17 protein-coding genes are annotated in these 19,472 nt (G+C 66.7%); 12 read left to right on the forward strand and 5 right to left on the reverse strand.

What is annotated here, in order from left to right; genetic code table 11:
* Nucleotides 1-211: 211 nt before the first annotated feature.
* Complete coding sequence (locus BSY19_RS21665; RefSeq protein ID WP_069055956.1) at nt 212-673, reverse strand: GatB/YqeY domain-containing protein; 462 nt, start codon at nt 671-673, stop codon at nt 212-214.
* Between the two features lie 154 nt (nt 674-827).
* Between BSY19_RS21665 and carA the strand changes: the two genes are divergently transcribed.
* The 5 genes from carA to BSY19_RS21690 all read left to right on the forward strand — a co-directional run bounded on the left by carA (nt 828) and on the right by BSY19_RS21690 (nt 6,005).
* Nucleotides 828-2,036, forward strand: a complete 1,209-nt coding sequence (carA, locus tag BSY19_RS21670; protein WP_069055957.1) for a glutamine-hydrolyzing carbamoyl-phosphate synthase small subunit — start codon at nt 828-830, stop codon at nt 2,034-2,036.
* Between the two features lie 242 nt (nt 2,037-2,278).
* Nucleotides 2,279-3,148, forward strand: coding sequence for a prephenate dehydrogenase (locus tag BSY19_RS21675; RefSeq protein ID WP_069055958.1), 870 nt, complete (start codon nt 2,279-2,281; stop codon nt 3,146-3,148).
* On the forward strand, nt 3,145-4,767 hold the full coding sequence (locus BSY19_RS21680; protein WP_069055959.1) for an ABC-F family ATP-binding cassette domain-containing protein: 1,623 nt from the start codon (nt 3,145-3,147) through the stop codon (nt 4,765-4,767). The genes BSY19_RS21675 and BSY19_RS21680 overlap by 4 nt, the downstream gene beginning before the upstream one ends.
* A gap of 244 nt (nt 4,768-5,011) precedes the next feature.
* Complete coding sequence (locus BSY19_RS21685; protein ID WP_069055960.1) at nt 5,012-5,440, forward strand: group III truncated hemoglobin; 429 nt, start codon at nt 5,012-5,014, stop codon at nt 5,438-5,440.
* Between the two features lie 46 nt (nt 5,441-5,486).
* On the forward strand, nt 5,487-6,005 hold the full coding sequence (locus BSY19_RS21690; RefSeq protein ID WP_069055961.1) for a GNAT family N-acetyltransferase: 519 nt from the start codon (nt 5,487-5,489) through the stop codon (nt 6,003-6,005).
* 7 nt (nt 6,006-6,012) lie between these two features.
* Here the strand turns inward: BSY19_RS21690 and BSY19_RS21695 are convergent, their stop codons facing one another.
* Nucleotides 6,013-7,227, reverse strand: coding sequence for a cyclopropane-fatty-acyl-phospholipid synthase family protein (locus BSY19_RS21695; protein WP_335622310.1), 1,215 nt, complete (start codon nt 7,225-7,227; stop codon nt 6,013-6,015).
* 180 nt (nt 7,228-7,407) lie between these two features.
* Here BSY19_RS21695 and BSY19_RS21700 point away from each other — a divergent pair, with 180 nt between their 5' ends.
* The 5 genes from BSY19_RS21700 (at nt 7,408) to BSY19_RS21720 (ending at nt 11,136) form a co-directional block, all read left to right on the forward strand.
* Complete coding sequence (locus BSY19_RS21700; RefSeq protein WP_069055963.1) at nt 7,408-7,671, forward strand: PilZ domain-containing protein; 264 nt, start codon at nt 7,408-7,410, stop codon at nt 7,669-7,671.
* Between the two features lie 115 nt (nt 7,672-7,786).
* Complete coding sequence (locus BSY19_RS21705; RefSeq protein ID WP_069055964.1) at nt 7,787-8,011, forward strand: hypothetical protein; 225 nt, start codon at nt 7,787-7,789, stop codon at nt 8,009-8,011.
* Between the two features lie 91 nt (nt 8,012-8,102).
* A complete protein-coding gene (locus BSY19_RS21710; RefSeq protein ID WP_069055965.1) occupies nt 8,103-8,795 on the forward strand; it encodes a class I SAM-dependent methyltransferase in 693 nt (230 codons plus the stop codon).
* A gap of 311 nt (nt 8,796-9,106) precedes the next feature.
* Nucleotides 9,107-9,778 (forward strand): response regulator transcription factor, encoded by a 672-nt coding sequence (locus tag BSY19_RS21715; RefSeq protein WP_069055966.1) that lies wholly within the window; start codon nt 9,107-9,109, stop codon nt 9,776-9,778.
* Nucleotides 9,778-11,136 (forward strand): sensor histidine kinase, encoded by a 1,359-nt coding sequence (locus BSY19_RS21720; RefSeq protein ID WP_069055967.1) that lies wholly within the window; start codon nt 9,778-9,780, stop codon nt 11,134-11,136. Before BSY19_RS21715 ends, BSY19_RS21720 begins: the two co-directional genes overlap by 1 nt.
* 86 nt (nt 11,137-11,222) lie before the next feature.
* On the opposite strand, the gene BSY19_RS21725 is transcribed toward BSY19_RS21720, so the two are convergent.
* On the reverse strand, nt 11,223-11,969 hold the full coding sequence (locus tag BSY19_RS21725; protein ID WP_069055968.1) for a carbonic anhydrase: 747 nt from the start codon (nt 11,967-11,969) through the stop codon (nt 11,223-11,225).
* Between the two features lie 274 nt (nt 11,970-12,243).
* On the reverse strand, nt 12,244-12,648 hold the full coding sequence (locus BSY19_RS21730; protein ID WP_069055969.1) for a GtrA family protein: 405 nt from the start codon (nt 12,646-12,648) through the stop codon (nt 12,244-12,246).
* A 226-nt stretch (nt 12,649-12,874) separates the two neighbouring features.
* Between BSY19_RS21730 and BSY19_RS21735 the strand changes: the two genes are divergently transcribed.
* Nucleotides 12,875-14,344, forward strand: coding sequence for a putative bifunctional diguanylate cyclase/phosphodiesterase (locus BSY19_RS21735; protein ID WP_150129689.1), 1,470 nt, complete (start codon nt 12,875-12,877; stop codon nt 14,342-14,344).
* A gap of 164 nt (nt 14,345-14,508) precedes the next feature.
* Here the strand turns inward: BSY19_RS21735 and BSY19_RS21740 are convergent, their stop codons facing one another.
* Complete coding sequence (locus BSY19_RS21740) at nt 14,509-15,816, reverse strand: hypothetical protein (RefSeq protein WP_069055971.1); 1,308 nt, start codon at nt 15,814-15,816, stop codon at nt 14,509-14,511.
* A 277-nt stretch (nt 15,817-16,093) separates the two neighbouring features.
* Here BSY19_RS21740 and carB point away from each other — a divergent pair, with 277 nt between their 5' ends.
* A complete protein-coding gene (gene carB / locus BSY19_RS21745; RefSeq protein ID WP_069055972.1) occupies nt 16,094-19,456 on the forward strand; it encodes a carbamoyl-phosphate synthase large subunit in 3,363 nt (1,120 codons plus the stop codon).
* The last annotated feature ends 16 nt before the right edge of the window (nt 19,457-19,472 follow it).

A 19,472-nucleotide genomic window follows, 5' to 3' on the forward strand; every position in this document is an offset into this window, starting at 1 on the left:
GCGGCGGATCCTCTCCTGGCGCCTCCGCGGCGCCGGCACGCATCGAGACGGCAGCGGCCCGCCGCCTGGCCACGACGACCGCCCTCGCCGCTCCACGCCGCCGCACGGCATCAGCAGGGCCGCCGCGAGACGGAATCGGGGTCGCGGCATCGGATCGCTCCTCTGCCGGAAAACTCATCCGCCGATGTGGCGCGATCGCGCCAACCAGGCCTCACCCCGCCAGCGCGGCCTTCACCAACCCGCTCGCCTTGCCGAAATCCATCTGGCCGGCGAATTTGGCGCGCAGGATCGCGATGACCTTGCCCATGTCCTCGACCGACGCCGCGCCGCTCTCGGTCACGGCGTCGGCGATCGCGGCCTTGACCTCGTCGTCCGACATCTGCCGGGGCATGTAGGAGGCGATGACCTCGACCTCCGCCGTCTCGCCGGCGGCGAGTTCGGGGCGGCCATTGGCCTCGTAGATCGCGATCGATTCCTGGCGCTGCTTGATCATCTTCTGCAGCAGGGCGAGCAATTCGTCGGGCGTGGTTTCGCCCTTGCCGAGGCCGCGCGCCTCGATGTCCTTGTCCTTCAGCGCCGAGGTGATCATCCGGATGGTCGAGACCTTGCCCTTGTCCCCGGCCTTCATCGCTTCCTTGAGATCGGCCGTGAAGCGCTCGCGCAGGCTGGTCATGCGGGTATTCCTTCGTTGTGCAGCGGGCAGTGCACCCGCATCGATTGACGGCATGGGAGCGCGTCTTTAAGGCTCGCGCTCCAGACGACGGCGAGGTCGAGCCCCTGCCGCCCATGCATTGCCGCGCTCTCGCGGCCTGGACCGAGACATAGACATGACCGCACACGAAGGAAACCCCGCCACGAGCGGCTGGAGCGAACCGCGCGCGACCGCCTTGCTGGTCCTTGCCGACGGCACGGTGCTGGAGGGCTTCGGCCTCGGCGCCACCGGCGAGGCGCCCGGCGAAGTCTGCTTCAACACGGCGATGACGGGCTATCAGGAAATCCTGACCGACCCCTCCTATGCCGGGCAGATCGTCACCTTCACCTTCCCCCATATCGGCAATGTCGGCGTCAACGACGAGGACATCGAGACGGTGAATGCCGCCGCCGCCTCGGGCGTGCGCGGGATCGTGCTCCATGCCGCCATCACCGAGCCCTCGAACTGGCGCGCCAGCCGCCATTTCGACGCCTGGCTCAAGGCCCGCAACATCGTCGGCATCTGCGGCGTCGACACCCGCGCGCTGACCGCCCTGATCCGCGACAACGGCATGCCCAACGCGATCCTGGCCCACGCGCCCGATGGCGTCTTCGACATTCCGCGCCTGAAGAAGCTGGCCGCCGAACTGCCGGACATGGCGGGCCTCGACCTCGTGCCGATGGTCACCTCCGCCCAGCGCTATGAATGGGACGAGACGCCTTGGCAGTGGCCCGCCGGCTACGGCAAGCGCAACGGCGCCGCCCACAAGGTCGTCGCCATCGACTACGGCGTGAAGCGCAACATCCTGCGCCTGCTCTCCAAGGCCGGCTGCGACGTCACCGTCGTGCCCTCGACCGCCTCGGCGCAGGAGATCCTGGCGCTGAAGCCGGACGGCATCTTCCTCTCCAACGGCCCGGGTGACCCGGCCGCGACCGGGCAATACGCCGTCCCGGTGATCCGGGAGCTGCTGGAGAAGAAGGTCCCGACCTTCGGCATCTGCCTCGGCCATCAGATGCTGGCGCTCGCCGTCGGCGGCCAGACCATGAAGATGAAGCAGGGCCATCACGGCGCCAACCACCCGGTGCAGGACAAGACCACCGGCAAGGTCGAGATCGTCTCGATGAATCACGGCTTCGCGGTCGATCCCGCCTCGTTGCCAGCCCATGCGGTCGAGACCCATGTCTCGCTCTTCGACGGCTCCAACAGCGGCTTCGCCCTGACCGACCGCCCGGCCTTCAGCGTCCAGCACCACCCGGAAGCCTCGCCCGGCCCGCAGGACAGCCACTATCTGTTCAAGCGCTTCGTCGAGATGATGGACGCCGAGAAGGCCAAGACGGCGGCCTGAGGCTGCCGTCGTCAATCTCCTCAACCTCCGCCATCAACCCGGACCTGCGCTTGGCTGCATCCGGGTTGACAGCCCCTGCCGCCTGCGCTTGAAGCGGCTCATGACCCCAGCGACCTGCCTCGCCCGGACCTATTACGCCCCGTCCTCATAAGGCGGGTCGCATTCTCATGCTTCAACCGCCGCGCTGGCGGTTGAACTCAGGCAGTCACCCGGCATCGCGGCCCCCTCCAGGGAACCCGACCATGCCACGCCAGCGCAAATCCTTTTCCTCCCTCGGCCTGCTCGGCTTCGGCGCCTTCGGGCAGCTGATGGCACGTCGCCTCCAGCCGCATCTTCGCCTCGTCGTCTGCGATCCCGCCCGGCCACCGCAGCCCGATCCTTCGGGCCAGGGGCTCGTGCCGGGGGACGTCGCCGCCGTGGCGGCCTGCGACATCGTCGTGCTCGCCGTCCCGGTCGACGCGATGGCGCAGGCGATCGCCAGCCTGCGCCCGCATCTGCGCGCCGGAACCGTCGTGCTCGATGTCGGCTCGGTGAAGATCGAGCCCGCCCGCCTGCTGCTGGAGGGACTGCCGGAGCATGTCGAGATCATCGGCACACATCCGCTCTTTGGCCCGCAGAGCGCGCGCGACGGGCTGGCCGGCTTGAAGATCGCGCTCTGCCCGATCCGCGGCCGCAGCACCGGGCGCATCGCCGCCTTCCTGCGCCGGACCTTCGCCCTCGACGTGATCCTGACCACGCCGGACGCGCATGACCGCGACATGGCGCTCGTCCAGGGCCTGACCCATCTCGTCGCCAAGATCCTCGTCCGGATGGAGCCCGTTCCGCGCCGGATGACGACGCGCAGCTTCGAACTGCTGATGCAGGCGACCGAGATGGTGCGCCACGACGCGCCCGGCGTCTTCCTGGCGATCGAGCGGGCCAACCCGCATGCGCGCGCCGTGCGGGAGCGATTCTTCGCCCATGCCCAGGCGCTGACCCAGGCGCTGGAACGGCCCGATCAACCCGATCCTGCATCCGCCTGCAGCGATGAACCGGAACCCGGCTCTTCCGCACCGGGCCATCCTGCCCTATTGCAGCGCAATATCATCACTGAGCGTCACGCGAAAACATGATCCGCCTCGAAAACATCGGCAAGCAGAACGGTCAGCAGATCGTCTTCATCGAGGCCTCCGCCTCGCTCTTGAAGGGCGAGAAGGTCGGCCTCGTCGGCCCCAACGGCGCCGGCAAGACCACCCTGTTCCGGATGATCACCGGTCAGGAGCAGCCCGACGAGGGCATGGTCCAGGTCGATCGCGGCATCACCATCGGCTATTTCAGCCAGGATGTCGGCGAGATGCAGGGCATGAGCGCGGTCGCCGCCGTGATGGAGGGCGCCGGCCCGGTCAGCGCCGTGGCGGCCGAATTGCGCGAACTCGAGACCGCGATGGGCGATCCCGACCGTGCCGACGAGATGGACGAGATCATCACCCGCTATGGCGAGGTCCAGGGGCGCTTCGAGGAGCTCGACGGCTATGCGCTCGACGGCCGCGCCCGCGAGGTTCTCGACGGCCTCGGCTTTAGCCAGGAGATGATGGAGGGCGATGTCGGCGCGCTCTCGGGCGGCTGGAAGATGCGCGTCGCGCTCGCCCGCATCCTGCTGATGCGCCCCGACGCGATGCTGCTCGACGAGCCCTCCAACCATCTCGATCTGGAAAGCCTGATCTGGCTGGAATCCTTCCTCAAGGGCTATGAGGGCGCGCTGCTGATGACCTCGCACGACCGCGAGTTCATGAACCGCATCGTCGGCAAGATCGTCGAGATCGATGCCGGCGCGCTGACCTCCTATTCCGGCGATTACGAGTTCTACCAGCAGCAGCGCGCGCTCGCCGAGAAGCAGCAGCAGGCGCAGTTCGAGCGCCAGCAGGCCATGCTCGCCAAGGAGGTCGCCTTCATCGAGCGTTTCAAGGCGCGCGCCTCGCACGCCGCCCAGGTCCAGAGCCGAGTGAAGAAGCTCGACAAGATCGAGAAGGTCGAGCCGCCCAAGCGCCGCCAGACCGTCTCCTTCGATTTCCCGCCCGCCCCGCGCTCGGGCGAGGACGTCGTCACGCTCAAGGGCGTCGACAAGCGCTATGGCAGCCGCACCATCTACGAGGCGCTCGACTTCCAGATCCGCCGCAGGGAGCGCTGGTGCGTGATGGGCGTCAACGGCGCCGGCAAGTCGACGCTGCTGAAGCTGGTCACCGGCTCGACCGAGCCCGATTCCGGCAGCGTCGCGCTCGGCGGCTCGATCAAGCTCGGCTATTTCGCCCAGCACGCCATGGAGGTGCTGGACGGCGACCGCACCATCTTCCAGTCGCTGGAGGACCGCTTCCCCCAGGCCGGCCAGGGTTCGCTGCGCGCGCTCGCGGGCTGCTTCGGCTTCTCGGGTGACGATGTCGAGAAGCGTTGCCGCGTGCTGTCGGGCGGCGAGAAGGCCCGCCTCGTGATGGCGCTGATGCTCTACGACCCGCCGAATTTCCTCGTGCTGGACGAGCCGACCAACCATTTGGACATCGCGACCAAGGAAATGCTGATCAATGCGCTGGCGCAGTACGAGGGCACGATGCTCTTCGTCAGCCACGACCGGCACTTCCTCGCCGCGCTCTCCAACCGCACGCTGGAGCTGACGCCGGACGGCGTCCATGCCTATGGCGGCGGCTACACCGAATACGTCGCCCGCACCGGCCAGGAAGCGCCGGGCCTGCGGAGCTAACGACGTCGGCGGGCAAGGCTGTGCTCTGGATGCTCTTGCCCTCTGTCATTGCGAAGAGCGTCAGCGACGAAGCAATCCAGGAGCGGCAGCGCTCGACGTCCTCTGGATGGCTTCGCTTCGCTCGCAATGACGGTCTGCCTTGGGGCAGAAGCGTCGCGGGATGACGACGCGATCCAGATCAAGGGGCGGGTCGGCCCGACACGCTAAACACCCGGCCTGACGATCAGCCGCGAGCCCCCCATCCATGACCGACAATCCCCTCACCCGGCCCGGCGCCGCCCACCCCGCCATCACCGAGGCGATGATCGCGACACTGGTCGCGCGCTTCTACGCGAAGGCCCGCGAGGACGCCGTGATCGGCCCGATCTTCATGGGTGCCGTCGCGGACTGGGACGAGCACATCGCCAACATCGCCGATTTCTGGAGTTCGGTGATGCTGCGCACCGGGCGTTATCACGGCCGGCCCATGCGTCCGCATCTGATCCTGCCGCTGGAACCGCAGCATTTCGACCGCTGGCTCAGCCTGTTCGAGGAGACGGCGGCGGAAATCTGCGGTGAGCCGGACGTCGCCAATGAGTTCATCATCCGCGCCCGCCGCATCGCCGACAGCTTCGAAATGGGCCGCGCCTCGGTCACAGGCGAAATCGCCCGCCCGCGCCACAGCCGGGGCTGAGGCACAGCGCCTTGCCGCGACGACGCTCGCCGTGATGGGATGAGGCATGGACGCGCCCATCATCCGCCTTCTCCGCCCCGACGATGCCGGCGCCTATCGCACGCTCCGCCTGCAGGCCCTGCGCGACCACCCCGAGGCCTTCGGTGCGAGCTATGAGGACGAGGTGGCCCGCAGCCTGGATATGACCGCTAGGCGCCTCGATGGCGGCCCGCTGAACTGCGTCTTCGGCGCCTTTGCCGGAGACGATCTCGTTGGCACCGCCGGCTTCATCGTGCCGGACCGCTCCGCGAAATCCCGCCACAAGGGCCTGCTCGTCGGCGTCCATGTCTCGCCCGCCCATCGCGGCCGTGCGCTGGGCCGCAGGCTGGTGGCGGCCGTCATCGACCATGCGCGCGCCCATGTCGTGCTGCTGCAGGCGGGCGTGGGCGTCGCCAATACGCCGGCGCTGCGGCTCTATGAGAGCCTCGGCTTCCGGCAATACGGGCTGGAAGACAAGGCGCTGCGGGTCGACGGAGTCTTCGTCGACGAGGCGCTGATCGTGCTGGATTTTGCTGGCGACACCTGAGCGCCGTTCAAAACCCCCGCGCCGCCAGCGCCTTCTCGTCGTCCTGGATATAGTCCCGGATCACCGGCACGGCGCTTTTGTGCGGGCCGAGCAGGAGCTGGAAGACCATGTCGCCGCCGATGTCGAAAGAGATCGAGCAGGCGCAGAGATAGAACTCCCACATCCGCGCGAAGCGCTCGCCCAGCATCGCGACCACCTGCGGCCGCTGCGCCATGAAGCGCTCGCGCCAGGCCTCCAGCGTCCAGTGATAGTGCCGCCGCCAGAACTCGCAGTCGGAATGCCAGAGCCCGGTCTGCTCCACCGCCGCGAACACCTCCGACAGCGCCGGCGCATAGCCGCCGGGGAAGATGTACTTGTCGAAGAACGGACCCGTGAAGCCCGGCGGGCCGACGCGGCCGATGCAATGGACCAGCGCGATCCCGTCCGTCGTCAGCAGGTCGCGGATCTTTTCGAAGTATTCGAGATAATGCGCGACGCCGACATGCTCCATCATGCCGACGGAGACGACGCGGTCGAAGGTCCCGCCAAGCTCGCGATAGTCCTTGTTGACGAAGGTCACGGCGTCGCCGACGCCCGCGGCATCGGCGCGCTTCTGGGCGGCCGCCATCTGGTCGGGCGAGACGTTGAGGCCGGTGACCTTCGCGCCGCAGGCCTTCGCCAGATAGATCGCCAGCTCCCCCCAGCCCGAGCCGATATCGAGGACGGTCATCCCCGGCTCGATCTTCAACTTGGCGGCGATGTGGCGCAGCTTCGCCTTTTGCGCATTCTCCAGCCCGACCTCCGGCGAGTGCCAGTAGGCGCAGGAATAGGTCATCGTCTCGTCGAGCCAGAGCCGATAGAAGTCGGTCGGGATGTCGTAGTGGTGCTTGACCTTCTTGCCGGCGACGCCGAGCGGGTTGTGCATCCGGAACCGCCGGATCTTGAAGCGCACCGAGCGGATCAGCTTCTGGATCGGATGCTTGCGCAGCTCCTTGCGCTGCAGCCAGAACAGCGTCAGCAGATCGTGGATCGAGCCCTCCTCGAAGTCGATCCGCCCGTCCATGTAGCCTTCGGCGAGGGCGAGTTCCGGATTGAGGAAGAGCTCGCGCTCGATCCGGTCGTCATGGAAGCGCACCGTCACCGCAGGCGCCGTCTTGACCACGCCGGCGAAGCGGATGTCGCCCGGCCCCGGCCCGAAGACATGGTTTCGTCCATCCGGCGTGATCACCGTCAGGCGCCCCATCCTGACGAAATTCTTCAGCAAACGCGGTAGCAACAACATTCGCAGCCCTCACCCTACTGCGATTTAGAGCATGTCGAAGCATTCGGCGAAACCTCCGGCAACACAACAGCAACGTCAGCCCCACTCCATCCTGGTTGCGGATCATGCCTCCCGAGGATGGCGGGGAGCGGACGATACGGCATGGACAAGCGGTTTTCGAAGCGCTGGCGCTCGCATCTGAGGATGGCGAAGCTGTTCGACCGCTCGCAGCGCTTCCTCGTCGAATGCCGCATCCTCGATCTCTCGGCGACGGGCGCGCGGCTGAAACCGCAGAGCGACCGCCCGCTGCCGCTCGAACTGCATCTCCAGGACGAGGTGATGGCGGTCTCGAAGCGCGCCACCATCGTCTGGATCCAGCGCGGCGAGATCGGCATCCGCTTCGCGGCCGATGCCGATGCCGGCTGAGCCTCGTGCCATGACCGCTCGCTCGCACGCCTCGCAGGATCGGGACGCCTCGGGGAACCCGAGACGACCATGCGCGTTCCACGGCTCGAGGACGCCTTTGCCGCGTGACGGGACCATGATGGACGACGACCGCATCAACCGCATCGCACGCGCGCTCTGCCGCTCCGCGCGGATCGATCCCGATGGCATCCTGCCGGGTGAAGACACCGATCCGGAGCTCCTGCGCCACGATGTGCGCGGCCAGGTCAGCGGCCGTGCGGTCCCCGCCTGGACGATGTTTCGTGGCGCCGCGCTGACCTTCATCCAGGCCCATGAGGAGCGCATCGTCGCGCCGCTCTGAAGCGTCCTTGCGCTTGCTAAGCGGGTCGCCGGCGGCATAGTGCTCGCCACCCGCGCGGAGGCAACCGCGCATCCCGGCGGAACGACGAAGCATGTCCTGGCGCGATTTCTGGAACGGCGACCACGCGATCTATGTCTCGCCGCGCCACAAGGCCCTCCATTACCGCCAGATCGCGACTGACCTGATCGGCCATATCCCGGCGCCCGACGCTGTCGTGCTCGACCATGGCTGCGGCGAGGCGCTCGACGCCGGCCGCGTCGCCGGCCATTGCGGCAAGCTCTATCTCTGCGAGGCCGCCCCCAGCGTCCGCGACAAGCTGCGCGCCATGCTGGGCGGCAAGACGAATGTCGCCGTGGTCTCGCCGGAGGAGGTCGAGGCGCTGCCCGACGAGACGCTCGATCTCGTCGTCGCCAATTCGCTGATCCAATACCTCTCGCGCGACGAACTGGTCGCCCTGCTCGCCACCTGGCGCGGCAAGCTTAGGCCCGGCGGCAGGCTCGTTGTCGCCGACATCATCCCGCCCGATGTAAGCCCGCTGACCGACGCTTCGCAGCTGCTGGCCTTCGCCTGGCGCGGCGGGTTCCTCACGGCGGCGCTGGCCGGGCTCGTCCGCACCGCCTTCTCGGACTACCGCAAGCTCAGGGCCCAATACGGCCTCTCGACCTACCGCATCGACGACATCACCGGCCTGATCGCGGCAGCGGGCTTCGAGGACGTAACGGCAGCGAAGAACTTCGGCCACAATCCGCACCGCCTGACGCTGGTGGGGCGCAAGGCAGGCTAAGACCGGGCGAAATTCATACCCCGGGTCTGGCCGAGATCACCCGAACTATTGTAGCTGACTGCTTCGACAAAGTCGGCCGGAATGTCATTCCGGGTGGAGCTGGCGCGGGGACATGTGTCCGACGCGCGCGCTTCGCTCGGTCGATACCCGGCCTTCTGCATCGGGCGTCAATGCGCTGCAGCCAATCCCGGTTGCGGCATCATCAGGGCCGCAATCCACTGAGCGGCCGTTCGCCAACGGTTCAGACGAGCCGAGCCGGGATTTCCGGGGCCGCCACGTCAACATGCATGCAGCCGAAGGAGACATGCACCTTGCGCATTTTGGTGATCGAAGATGAGCGCCGTATCGCCAAAGACATCATCAAGGGCCTTGAGGGCGCGGGCTACGTCACCAAACACTGTCTGGACGGCGAGGACGGCTGGTTTCGCGGCGACAGCGAGACGTTTGACGCCGTGGTGCTAGACCTTGGCCTGCCGCTGATCGACGGACTGACCGTTCTCAGGCGCTGGCGCGCTGCGGGGCGCAGCATGCCGGTTGTCGTGCTCACGGCGCGTGATGGCTGGATCGACAAGGTCGATGGCATCGACGCGGGCGCAGATGATTATCTCGCCAAGCCTTTCCGCATGGAGGAACTGCTGGCGCGGATCAGGGCCATCACACGCCGTGCCGTGGGCCAGGCCTCACCGCTCCTGGTGAATGGTGCGCTCCAGGTCGACACCCGGCTGCACACCGTTTCGGTGGGCAACACCGCAATCCCCGTCACGCCGCTGGAATACAGGCTCGTCGCTTACATGCTGCACCATCGTGGTCGCATCATATCGCAGAGCGAGTTGTCGGAGCACATCTACGATCAGGACATCGAGCGCGACTCCAATGCGCTGGAGGTCCTCATCTCGCGCTTGCGGCGCAAACTCGGATCGGATGTCATCCAGACGCGGCGGGGGCATGGCTACGTCATCGTCGCCGAGGACGCACAACGTTGATGCGCTCATTGCGCAAACGCCTGCTGCTGGCGGCATTGGTGGCCCTGACGCTGGCGTTGGGGCTCGCAGGCGTAGCGCTCACCTTTGTCTTCGAGCGGGCCGTCAGGGCGCGTGTGGTGGCCGATCTTGGCGATCAGGTCGACCTCCTGGTGCAGGGCTTGCGGCTCGATGCGGTTGGAACGCTGAGACTGGGCCGTGAGCCGCCTGATCCACGTTTCGAGCGCCGGAATGGGGGCTTCTACTGGCAGCTTGGCCGCGGTGGCCGCGCCGAACTGCGTTCACCCTCGCTCGGGAACGCCGCACTGCCGTGGTCTGCAACACCACTGCGGTCCGGCGCGACCACCTGGAGCTACATGCCGGGTCCGTCCGGACAGGAACTGATCGCGGTCGAGCGGCAGGCGATGATCGACAGCGTGGACGGCGCGATTCCCGTGCGCTTCGTGGTCGGCCTCGACGACAGCGAGCTGCTGGAAGCGAGACTGGGCTTTTTCGAGGCCCTCATTCCGTCGCTGATGGCCATCGGCCTCGCGCTGATCGGCGGGGCCTGGCTGTTCTTGCGCTTTGGGCTCAGTCCGCTCGAAAGGTTGAAGTCAGCGCTTGCTGACGTGAGGGCCGGCGCCAGAAGCCGGATCGAGGGCGATTATCCCGAAGAGATCAAGCCCCTGGTCGCCGAGACGAACGCGCTGCTGGCGGCCCGCCATGCCGATCTCGAAGCCGCGCGGGCACGCGCGGGCGACTTGGCCCATGCGCTCAAGACCCCGCTGGCGGTGATCTCGGCGCAGGTCCGGACCCTCGAAGCCAGCGGTGAATCAGATATCGCCAGCGAGATCGGCCGTGAGGTTGAGCGACTGCAGGGCGTGATCATGCGCGAACTGGCTCGGGCCAGGGCGAACCTCCAGTCGCGCCGGCAGGCCCAGGCCTCCGAGATCGCGCCGGCCATCGAACGCATCTGCCGCGCACTGGGCCACCTCGCCGCGCATGACACGATCTGTTTTGAGAGCGTGCTCCCTGCTGGGCTGAAGGCACGGGTCGATGAAACCGACCTTCTCGAGATGGTCGGCAACCTGATCGAGAATGCGGCCAAATGGGCGAAGTCGGCTGTTCATATCGAGGCGTCGTCCGCGCCGGACGGCACGGTGCTGATCATGGTGGCGGATGACGGCCCCGGCATGGCCGCATCGGACGTCGAAGCCGCCATGCGCCCAGGCGTCCGCCTCGACGAGCAGGTGCCGGGCCACGGCTTCGGCCTCGGCATCACGCGCGAACTCGCAAAAGCCTATGGCGGCGAATTGCGCATCGCCCGCGACGGCCAGCGTGGCGGACTCGTCGCCAGCCTGGTTCTGCCAGCCGCGCAATGATGGCGTTCGGCACTGGTCCGATCCCCGGGGCATTGAAAAATCCCGGGCCAGCCGGGACTTTTCTCCTGCCGATACTCGGTGGATGTCTATAGCCCCCTGAGCAGGAAGCGGCGGTTGATCTCCTGGAGAGGCCGCGCATTCATGGGGAAGACAGCCCTGAAGGCTTCGATGTCAGCCGCGGCCACCTCGATCGTCTTTTCAAAGACGTTCCAGTCGACAATTTCCGAACAGGGCGGTGTCGTGAGCGAGCCCTCGTAGCGGTAGAAATGACGGCTCTTGGGCAGAAAGCTGCGCGGATCCAGCGCAGCCTTCAGCTTTGCTTCGCCCTCCTTCTTCGGGGCGACCTGCATGATCTCCGAAAACGCCTTGTGTTTGGCGCCGGCAATCATGAGCACGCCGACCACGGCCAGTCGTCCATCGTTCGTCGCATGCACGAAATGCGCTTCCATCGCGGTGCGCTTGCCGCCGATCGCATGCTCGCTGGGTGTATGGAAGTGGAACTGCTTCAGGCCATACGTGGTCTTGCCGATAGCCAGCGCGCTGCCATCCTGGACGTTCGCCTGGATCGTGTGACCATTGTTGATCACGTCGAAGGCCTGTGGCTTCCAGTTGAACGACAGGTCCTCGACCTTGGCGCGGATGCCGCGGGTCAGATCGATCGGCGATTGTTCGCTGCCGACGGCGCAAGCCTTGAACCGGCTGTCCAGCTCTCCCCACTTCGCCACGCCGCGCTCGCCTTCATACTCCCAATGCGGAGCGGCGGATTCAGCCATGGCGGCCGAGGCACAAGCAGGACAGGCGGCCAGTGAGAAAAGAAACTTTCTGCGATCCATGGAGTCGTCTCCCTGTGCTGCCCCTGCACGTCGAGTTCCGTTGATGCGGGGGGACATTCATCGGAAGGACGAACGCTTAATGGGGCTGACCTTACAGGTCGCTGACACGGGCTGACGGCGTTGACCCGGTTGCGTGGGCAGCCCTGAAGTGATGTTCGGGAATGTCCGAAGACGCGCTTTCGCAGGGCCTGTCCGCCCGAGCTCCGCCGGCAGACGGGGCGTGGGTCCGGTCCCGGCGCCCTCTACGGGGCGCGGCCTGCGACGCCGGCGCGGTTCACCCGGCGCGATCGGCGAATGAAAAGAATTTGTGCCCCAGGAACGAGAACACCATCACGAATCCCGTGGTGACGAACTGCATCGGCAGATAGGGCAGGCCCAGCCGCGTCACGAACAGATGCATCAGCATCCAGGTCAGCCCGAACCCGCCGACGGCGATCAGGCCGAAGCGCCAGCCGGCCTGGGCGTGGCTGCGGGTGGCCTCGAAGGTCATCCAGCGGTTGAGCACATAGGACACGACCGCACCGACCACGAAGCCCGCCAGCGTCGCCCGCACCGGATCGACCTGCGCGAGCTCGACCAGACCGATCAGCACGCCGTAATGCGCCACCGCGGTGAGGCCCCCGGCGAGGACATAGGCCATGAGCTGGCGGGACTGGCGCGGAAGACGGCGAAACGGCATGGCCGATGCCTATAGACCAGCCCGCATGCCGCGCCTACGGCATGGCCGCAAGGCCAAGGCGACCTCGCCGCGGGCCGCTCGCCGTCTCCGCTACCATGCTCAACAAGATCCAGATGGAATGTCCATAAACTCCAGATGGAAAATTCACGTTTTGCGAGTAGAGCCGCTCGCGCTCACTTGTTCGGATGCCCGGTCGGTGAAGCGACCTGTCACCACCTGATGATGAATGTGCGATTCGCCCGGCGCCAAGCCCCTCAGACCGCCCCCTTTGGCGGCTCCGGCACCCCGCAGTCGCATCGACCGACGATGTAAGACGATGCCCGGTAACGACGCGTTGATACCTCCAGAGACCCGCCTCCTGAAGGTTCTGCGAACCGACCATCTCATGGCGGTTTGCATCTATGGCAGCCTGCTGTCGCTGGCGTTCGGCCTGCTCTGGCTCGCGGCCTTTCTGCTGGCGGCCAACTGGCCGGCGGCGCTCGCCCTCCTGGCGCTGGGGCTGGCCTCCATCCCGTGCTGGCTGATCGCCCGGGGCGGGCAGTTCTCCCTCGGTCTGATGCTGGCTCAGATCGTCTGCGGCATCTTCCTGTTCGGCTTCTCTTTGGTCTTCGATGTCCCGAACGAGGCCTATCCGCGAACGACGCATCTCTATTTCCTCGTCATCGCCATCGTCGGCTTCATCAATTACCGGCGGGAACCCTCGTGGCTCCAGGTGCCGCTCATCGCGCTCAGTCTGGCCGCCTTCGTCACCCTCAGCGCACGTCATCTCGCGGTGCCGTTCACCATGCCGATGTCCGACGACATCAGAGCCATCGGGACATGGATCAATGCAGGGTATGCGATCTGCATGCTCGGCGGTTGCATCGTCGCCATGCATGTCGATTTCTCCAGGGACGCAGAGCGAGCCAAGGAGTTGCAGAAGGCGCTCTGGAAGCAGCAGTTTCATCTCGTCTATCAGCCGCAGGTCGATGCAGCCGGCCGGGCGCTCGGGGCGGAGGTGCTGCTGCGCTGGACGCATCCCAGGCGAGGCGAGGTCTCGCCATCGGAGTTCATCCCCGTGGCGGAACGGGCGGGGCTGATGCCGCAGCTCGGCAGCTGGGTCATCACCGAGGCCTGCCGGACGCTCGCCGCCTGGCGCGAGGATGCGGCCAGGCGAAACCTGACGCTGTCGGTCAACGTCGCGGCCGACCAGTTCATCCAGCCGGACTTCTGTGACGCGCTGCTGCAGGCCGTGGACAAGAGCGGGATCAGCCCGGCCCTGCTGAAGCTCGAGTTGACCGAGACCGTCTTCGTCCATGACGTCGACGCCATCGTCTCCAAGCTCGGGCTCCTGCGCCGCGCGGGCTTCGCCATCTCGCTCGATGATTTCGGCACGGGCTATTCGTCACTGAGCTATCTGCGCCAGCTTCCCCTGAATCAGATCAAGGTCGACCGCAGCTTCGTGCGCAGCGTCGCGGAGAGCCGCCGCGCGGCCGCACTGGCCAAGACCATCGTCCAGATCGGCCACGATCTCGGCCTCGACGTTCTCGCCGAAGGGATCGAGACGGAAGAACAGCTGCGGATCATGCGAGCTTGTGGCTGCACCGGGTTTCAAGGCTTCCACTTCGGCCGGCCCATGTCCCTGCCTGCGTTCGACGAGTGGCTCGAGGCGGCCGCGCAGAGCGAGCCCCCCGTCGCCGCCGCGGCTTGGGCCTGACCGCGCCGCCATCGGGTCTCGGAAGGCCAGGCACTCGCCGAGGCCGACTGCATCTCGCCCGGCCGGTACGCTTCTCTCCGGACGAGACCGCCACCATCGCCCCTCGGGCCACGCGCGGCGGTTCGCCGACCTGTGGAGATGATCGTTGGCCCGCCCTGAAGGGTTCAGCCCGCGTCGCTCCCGGCCAAATTGGCAGGCTGGCCGCCGACCGGCATGTCGAGCCCCTGCTTCAGCGTATCGAGATGGTACTCGCGGATCCGGCCATGGATGGGATCGCTGACGAAGGCGCTGCTGCCGATGACCGCCAGACTGGGGGTTGGCGTGCGCGCGCCGTAAGCGCAGTCGAAGGCCGGCACGGCGTCGAATGCGGCCACCTCCTTCCACGACGGCGCCATCTCATAGATGCGCAGCTGACCGTCGGCGGTCAGGTTGGCGACGCGCTTGCCGCCGCCCGCGAGCTCGAACTGGCAGGCGCCCTGTCCGTCTGGCACCGGCAGCACATCCGCGGTCGTCAGCGCAGGCGCGGTCGCATCGACGCGCAGCAGAGCGTCGTAGGGTGCCTTCAGACCATAATTGGCCACCATGTAGCGGGCTCCGTCACGTGCCTTGATCGCGCTGATGCGACGCGCGTCCGGATAGGCGAGCCTGCGGGCGCCCCAGCGGCCCTTGGTCTGCGACAGCACCAGAATGCCACCCGTCTCGCCCTCGGCACAGCCGAAGATGAAGCGGCCGCCGGCCGCTGCATGGCCGTGATAGAGCTGGCAGGACGCGTCGGCCCTGGTGGGATCGTTGAAGGAGGCGACCCGCGTCCATCCGGTGCCTTTGCCCTTGTCGGCCCGCAGGATCTCGAAACCGTTGGGTCGGGAGGATGCGCTGCGGTCATCGCCCTTCACATAAGCCGGATTGGGGACCGACATCAGCCAGTGCTGCCTGCCGAGGGGGACGGCGATGCCGTGCTGCGGCCCCGGGCTGAGCCATTCGATCGCTGCCGGCCGGGCTTGGTCGAGGCTTCGCAGCGAGATCAGCACGGCCTTCGCCGTGCTCTTGCCTTCCCAGGGGCGGATGCCGTCATAGAACAAGGCGAGTTGCCCCTGGCCCGACACGACATGCCCCGGCCGCTCGCCCGTGACGACGAGATCGAGAAGACGCGGCGTGCCCTTGCTCAGATCGACGTGATCGCCATGGGGCTCGTAGGTCAATCCGGTGTCGAGAATGCGCAGCGAACCCGCTTCGTCTCCTGTCTTGATGACGATGTGGCGCCCGCCTTCGACCCCAGCAAAGCCGGGATTGGCCTTGGGCACCGAGAATTCATGCGTCACCTCGCCGGTATCGAGATCCAGGACACGAACCACCGGCTTCTCGTGATCGGCGAAGATCAGACGACCGCGCAGAACCGCGTGATCATGGGCTTGGGCCAGCGCACAGGATAAGCAGGCCAGCGCGGCGCCAGCGGCGAAGGATAGACGGTTCATGCAGAAGACATCTCCGGGACGCATCGGAAAGGGACACCGAACAGATTTGTTATGTTATATTATTACATTAATCGGGCCAATCGGCAAGGCCCCGCCTCCGCCGACGGGCAGGACGGCCTGTGCGCCGCGGGCCGCGCCTGACGCTTTCCGCTTCCCTGAGCCGCTCCTCCCCTCTATAGCGAGCGCCTAGCATTCATCTCAGGCGCTAGCACCGGCCCGCTCTCGTGAACGGACGGCAGCGAGTGCGCGCGCCTGCCTCAAGACGAAGTCGAGCCCCATGCCCAAGCGCACAGACATCAAGACCATCCTGATCATCGGCGCCGGCCCCATCATCATCGGCCAGGCCTGCGAGTTCGACTATTCCGGCACCCAGGCCGTGAAGACGCTGAAGGCCGAGGGCTACCGCATCGTCCTGGTCAATTCGAACCCGGCCACGATCATGACCGATCCCGAGCTGGCGGATGCGACCTATGTCGAGCCGATCACGCCCGAGATCGTCGCCAAGATCATCGAGAAGGAGCGCAACGTGCTCCCCGGCGGCTTTGCCCTGCTGCCGACCATGGGCGGCCAGACCGCGCTGAACTGCGCGCTCTCGCTCAACCAGAAGAGCCTCACCGACGAGAACGGCAAGAAGATCAGCGTGCTCGAGAAGTTCGACGTCGAGATGATCGGCGCGACCGCCGAGGCGATCGACAAGGCCGAGGACCGCGAGCTGTTCCGCGAGGCGATGACCAAGATCGGGCTCGACACCCCGCGCTCGCACCACGTCAAGAATCTCGGCCAGGCCCTGACCGCGCTCGAGGATATCGGCCTGCCCGCCATCATCCGCCCGTCCTTCACCATGGGCGGCACCGGCGGCGGCATCGCCTACAACAAGGGCGAGTTCATCGAGATCTGCGAGCGCGGCTTCGACGCTTCCCCGACCAGCGAGATCCTCATCGAGGAGAGCGTGCTCGGCTGGAAGGAGTACGAGATGGAGGTCGTTCGCGACAAGAACGACAACTGCATCATCGTCTGCTCGATCGAGAACCTCGACCCGATGGGCGTCCACACCGGCGATTCGATCACCGTGGCCCCGGCGCTGACGCTGACCGACAAGGAATACCAGATCATGCGCGACGCCTCGCTGGCGGTGCTGCGCGAGATCGGCGTCGAGACCGGCGGCTCGAACGTGCAGTTCGCGGTCGATCCCGAGACCGGCCGCATGATCGTCATCGAGATGAACCCGCGCGTCTCGCGCTCCTCGGCGCTGGCCTCCAAGGCGACCGGCTTCCCGATCGCCAAGGTCGCGGCACGTCTGGCGGTCGGCTACACGCTCGACGAGATCGAGAACGACATCACCGGCGGCGCGACCCCGGCCTCCTTCGAGCCGACGATCGACTATGTCGTCACCAAGATCCCGCGCTTCGCCTTCGAGAAGTTCCCCGGCGCCGAGCCGACGCTGACCACCGCGATGAAGTCGGTCGGCGAATCCATGGCGATCGGCCGCACCTTCCAGGAATCGCTGCAGAAGGCGCTGCGCTCGCTGGAAACCGGCCTCGACGGCCTCGACGAGATCGAGGTCGACGGCATGGGCAAGGGCGACGACAAGAACGCGATCAAGGCCGCGCTCTCGACGCCGACGCCCGACCGCATCCTCCAGGTCGCGCAGGCGATGCGCTTCGGCTTCACCGACGCGCAGATTCATGAGAGCTGCAAGATCGATCCCTGGTTCCTCGAGCAGATGCGCGGCATCGTCGACACCGAGGAGAAGATCCGCCAGTACGGCCTGCCGCAGACCCCGGGCGCCTTCCGGCAGGTCAAGGCGATGGGCTTCTCCGACAAGCGGCTCGCCGCCGTCGCCGGCAAGACCGAGGCCGAGGTGCGGGCGCTCCGGCGTTCGCTCGCCGTGCGCCCGGTCTACAAGCGCATCGACACCTGCGCCGCCGAGTTCGCCTCGCCCACCGCCTATATGTACTCGACCTACGCCATGCCCTTCGCCGGCCAGGCCGCCGACGAGGCCAAGCCGACGGACCGCAAGAAGGTCGTCATCCTCGGCGGCGGCCCCAACCGCATCGGCCAGGGCATCGAGTTCGACTATTGCTGCTGCCATGCCTGCTATGCGCTGAAGGATGCGGGCTACGAGACCATCATGGTCAACTGCAACCCGGAGACGGTCTCGACCGACTACGACACCTCGGACCGGCTCTATTTCGAGCCGCTGACCGCCGAGGACGTGCTCGAGATCCTCGAGACGGAGAAGCAGAACGGCACGCTGCACGGCGTCATCGTCCAGTTCGGCGGGCAGACCCCGCTGAAGCTGGCGAACGCGCTCGAAGAGGCCGGCATCCCGATCCTCGGCACCTCGCCCGACGCGATCGACCTCGCCGAGGATCGCGACCGCTTCAAGCGCCTGCTCGACAAGCTGCAGCTCAAGCAGCCCAAGAACGGCATCGCCTACTCCGTCGAGCAGGCCCGCATGATCGTGGCCGAGCTCGGCCTGCCCTTCGTCGTGCGCCCGTCCTACGTGCTCGGCGGCCGCGCCATGGCGATCGTCCGCGACGAGGCGACCTTCGAGGATTACCTGCTCGGCACCCTGCCGTCGCTGATCCCCTCCGAGGTCAAGGCCAAGTACCCCAACGACAAGACCGGCCAGATCAACACGGTGCTGGGCAAGAACCCGCTTCTGTTCGACCGCTATCTGTCGGACGCGATCGAGGTTGATGTCGATTGCCTGGCCGACGGCAAGGATGCCTTCATCGCCGGCATCATGGAGCATATCGAGGAGGCCGGCATCCATTCCGGCGATTCGGCCTGCTCGCTGCCGCCGCGCTCGCTGAGCCCCGAGACCATCGCCGAGCTGGAGCGCCAGACCCGCGCCATGGCGCTCGCGCTCGATGTCGGCGGGCTGATGAACGTCCAGTACGCGATCAAGGACGGCGAGATCTACGTGCTCGAGGTCAACCCGCGCGCCTCGCGCACGGTGCCCTTCGTCGCCAAGGTCGTCGGCATCCCCGTCGCCAAGATCGCCGCCCGCATCATGGCCGGCGAGAGCCTCGCCAGCTTCGGCCTGAAGGCGCAGACGCTCGGCCATGTCGGCGTAAAGGAAGCGGTGTTCCCCTTCGCCCGCTTCCCCGGCGTCGACGTGCTGCTCGGGCCGGAGATGCGCTCGACCGGCGAGGTCATCGGGCTGGACCGCTCCTTCGACATCGCCTTCGCCAAGAGCCAGCTCGGCGCCGGCTCGAAGGTGCCGGTCAAGGGCACGGTCTTCGTCTCGGTGCGCGACGAGGACAAGCCGCGCATCGTCGAGAGCGTCCGCATGCTGGCCGATCTCGGCTTCCGCGTTCTGGCGACCGGCGGCACCCTGCGCCTGCTCCAGGAGGAGGGCATCCCGGCCGCCAAGATCAACAAGGTTCTGGAAGGCCGCCCGCACGTCGTCGACGCGATCAAGAACGGCGAAATCCAACTCGTCTTCAACACCACCGACGGCCCGCAGGCGCTGGCGGATTCCCGCTCGCTCCGCCGAACGGCCCTCTTGCACAAGGTGCCCTATTATACCACCTTGGCCGGAGCGATCGCGGCGGCGGAAGGCATCAAGGCCTACTGCAGCGGCGATCTCGAAGTGAGGTCGCTGCAATCCTACTTCGTGCACGCAGCCTGAAGGCGGCGCGCAGACG

The organism is Bosea sp. RAC05 (genome assembly GCF_001713455.1).
Taxonomy (GTDB): Bacteria; Pseudomonadota; Alphaproteobacteria; order Rhizobiales; family Beijerinckiaceae; genus Allobosea.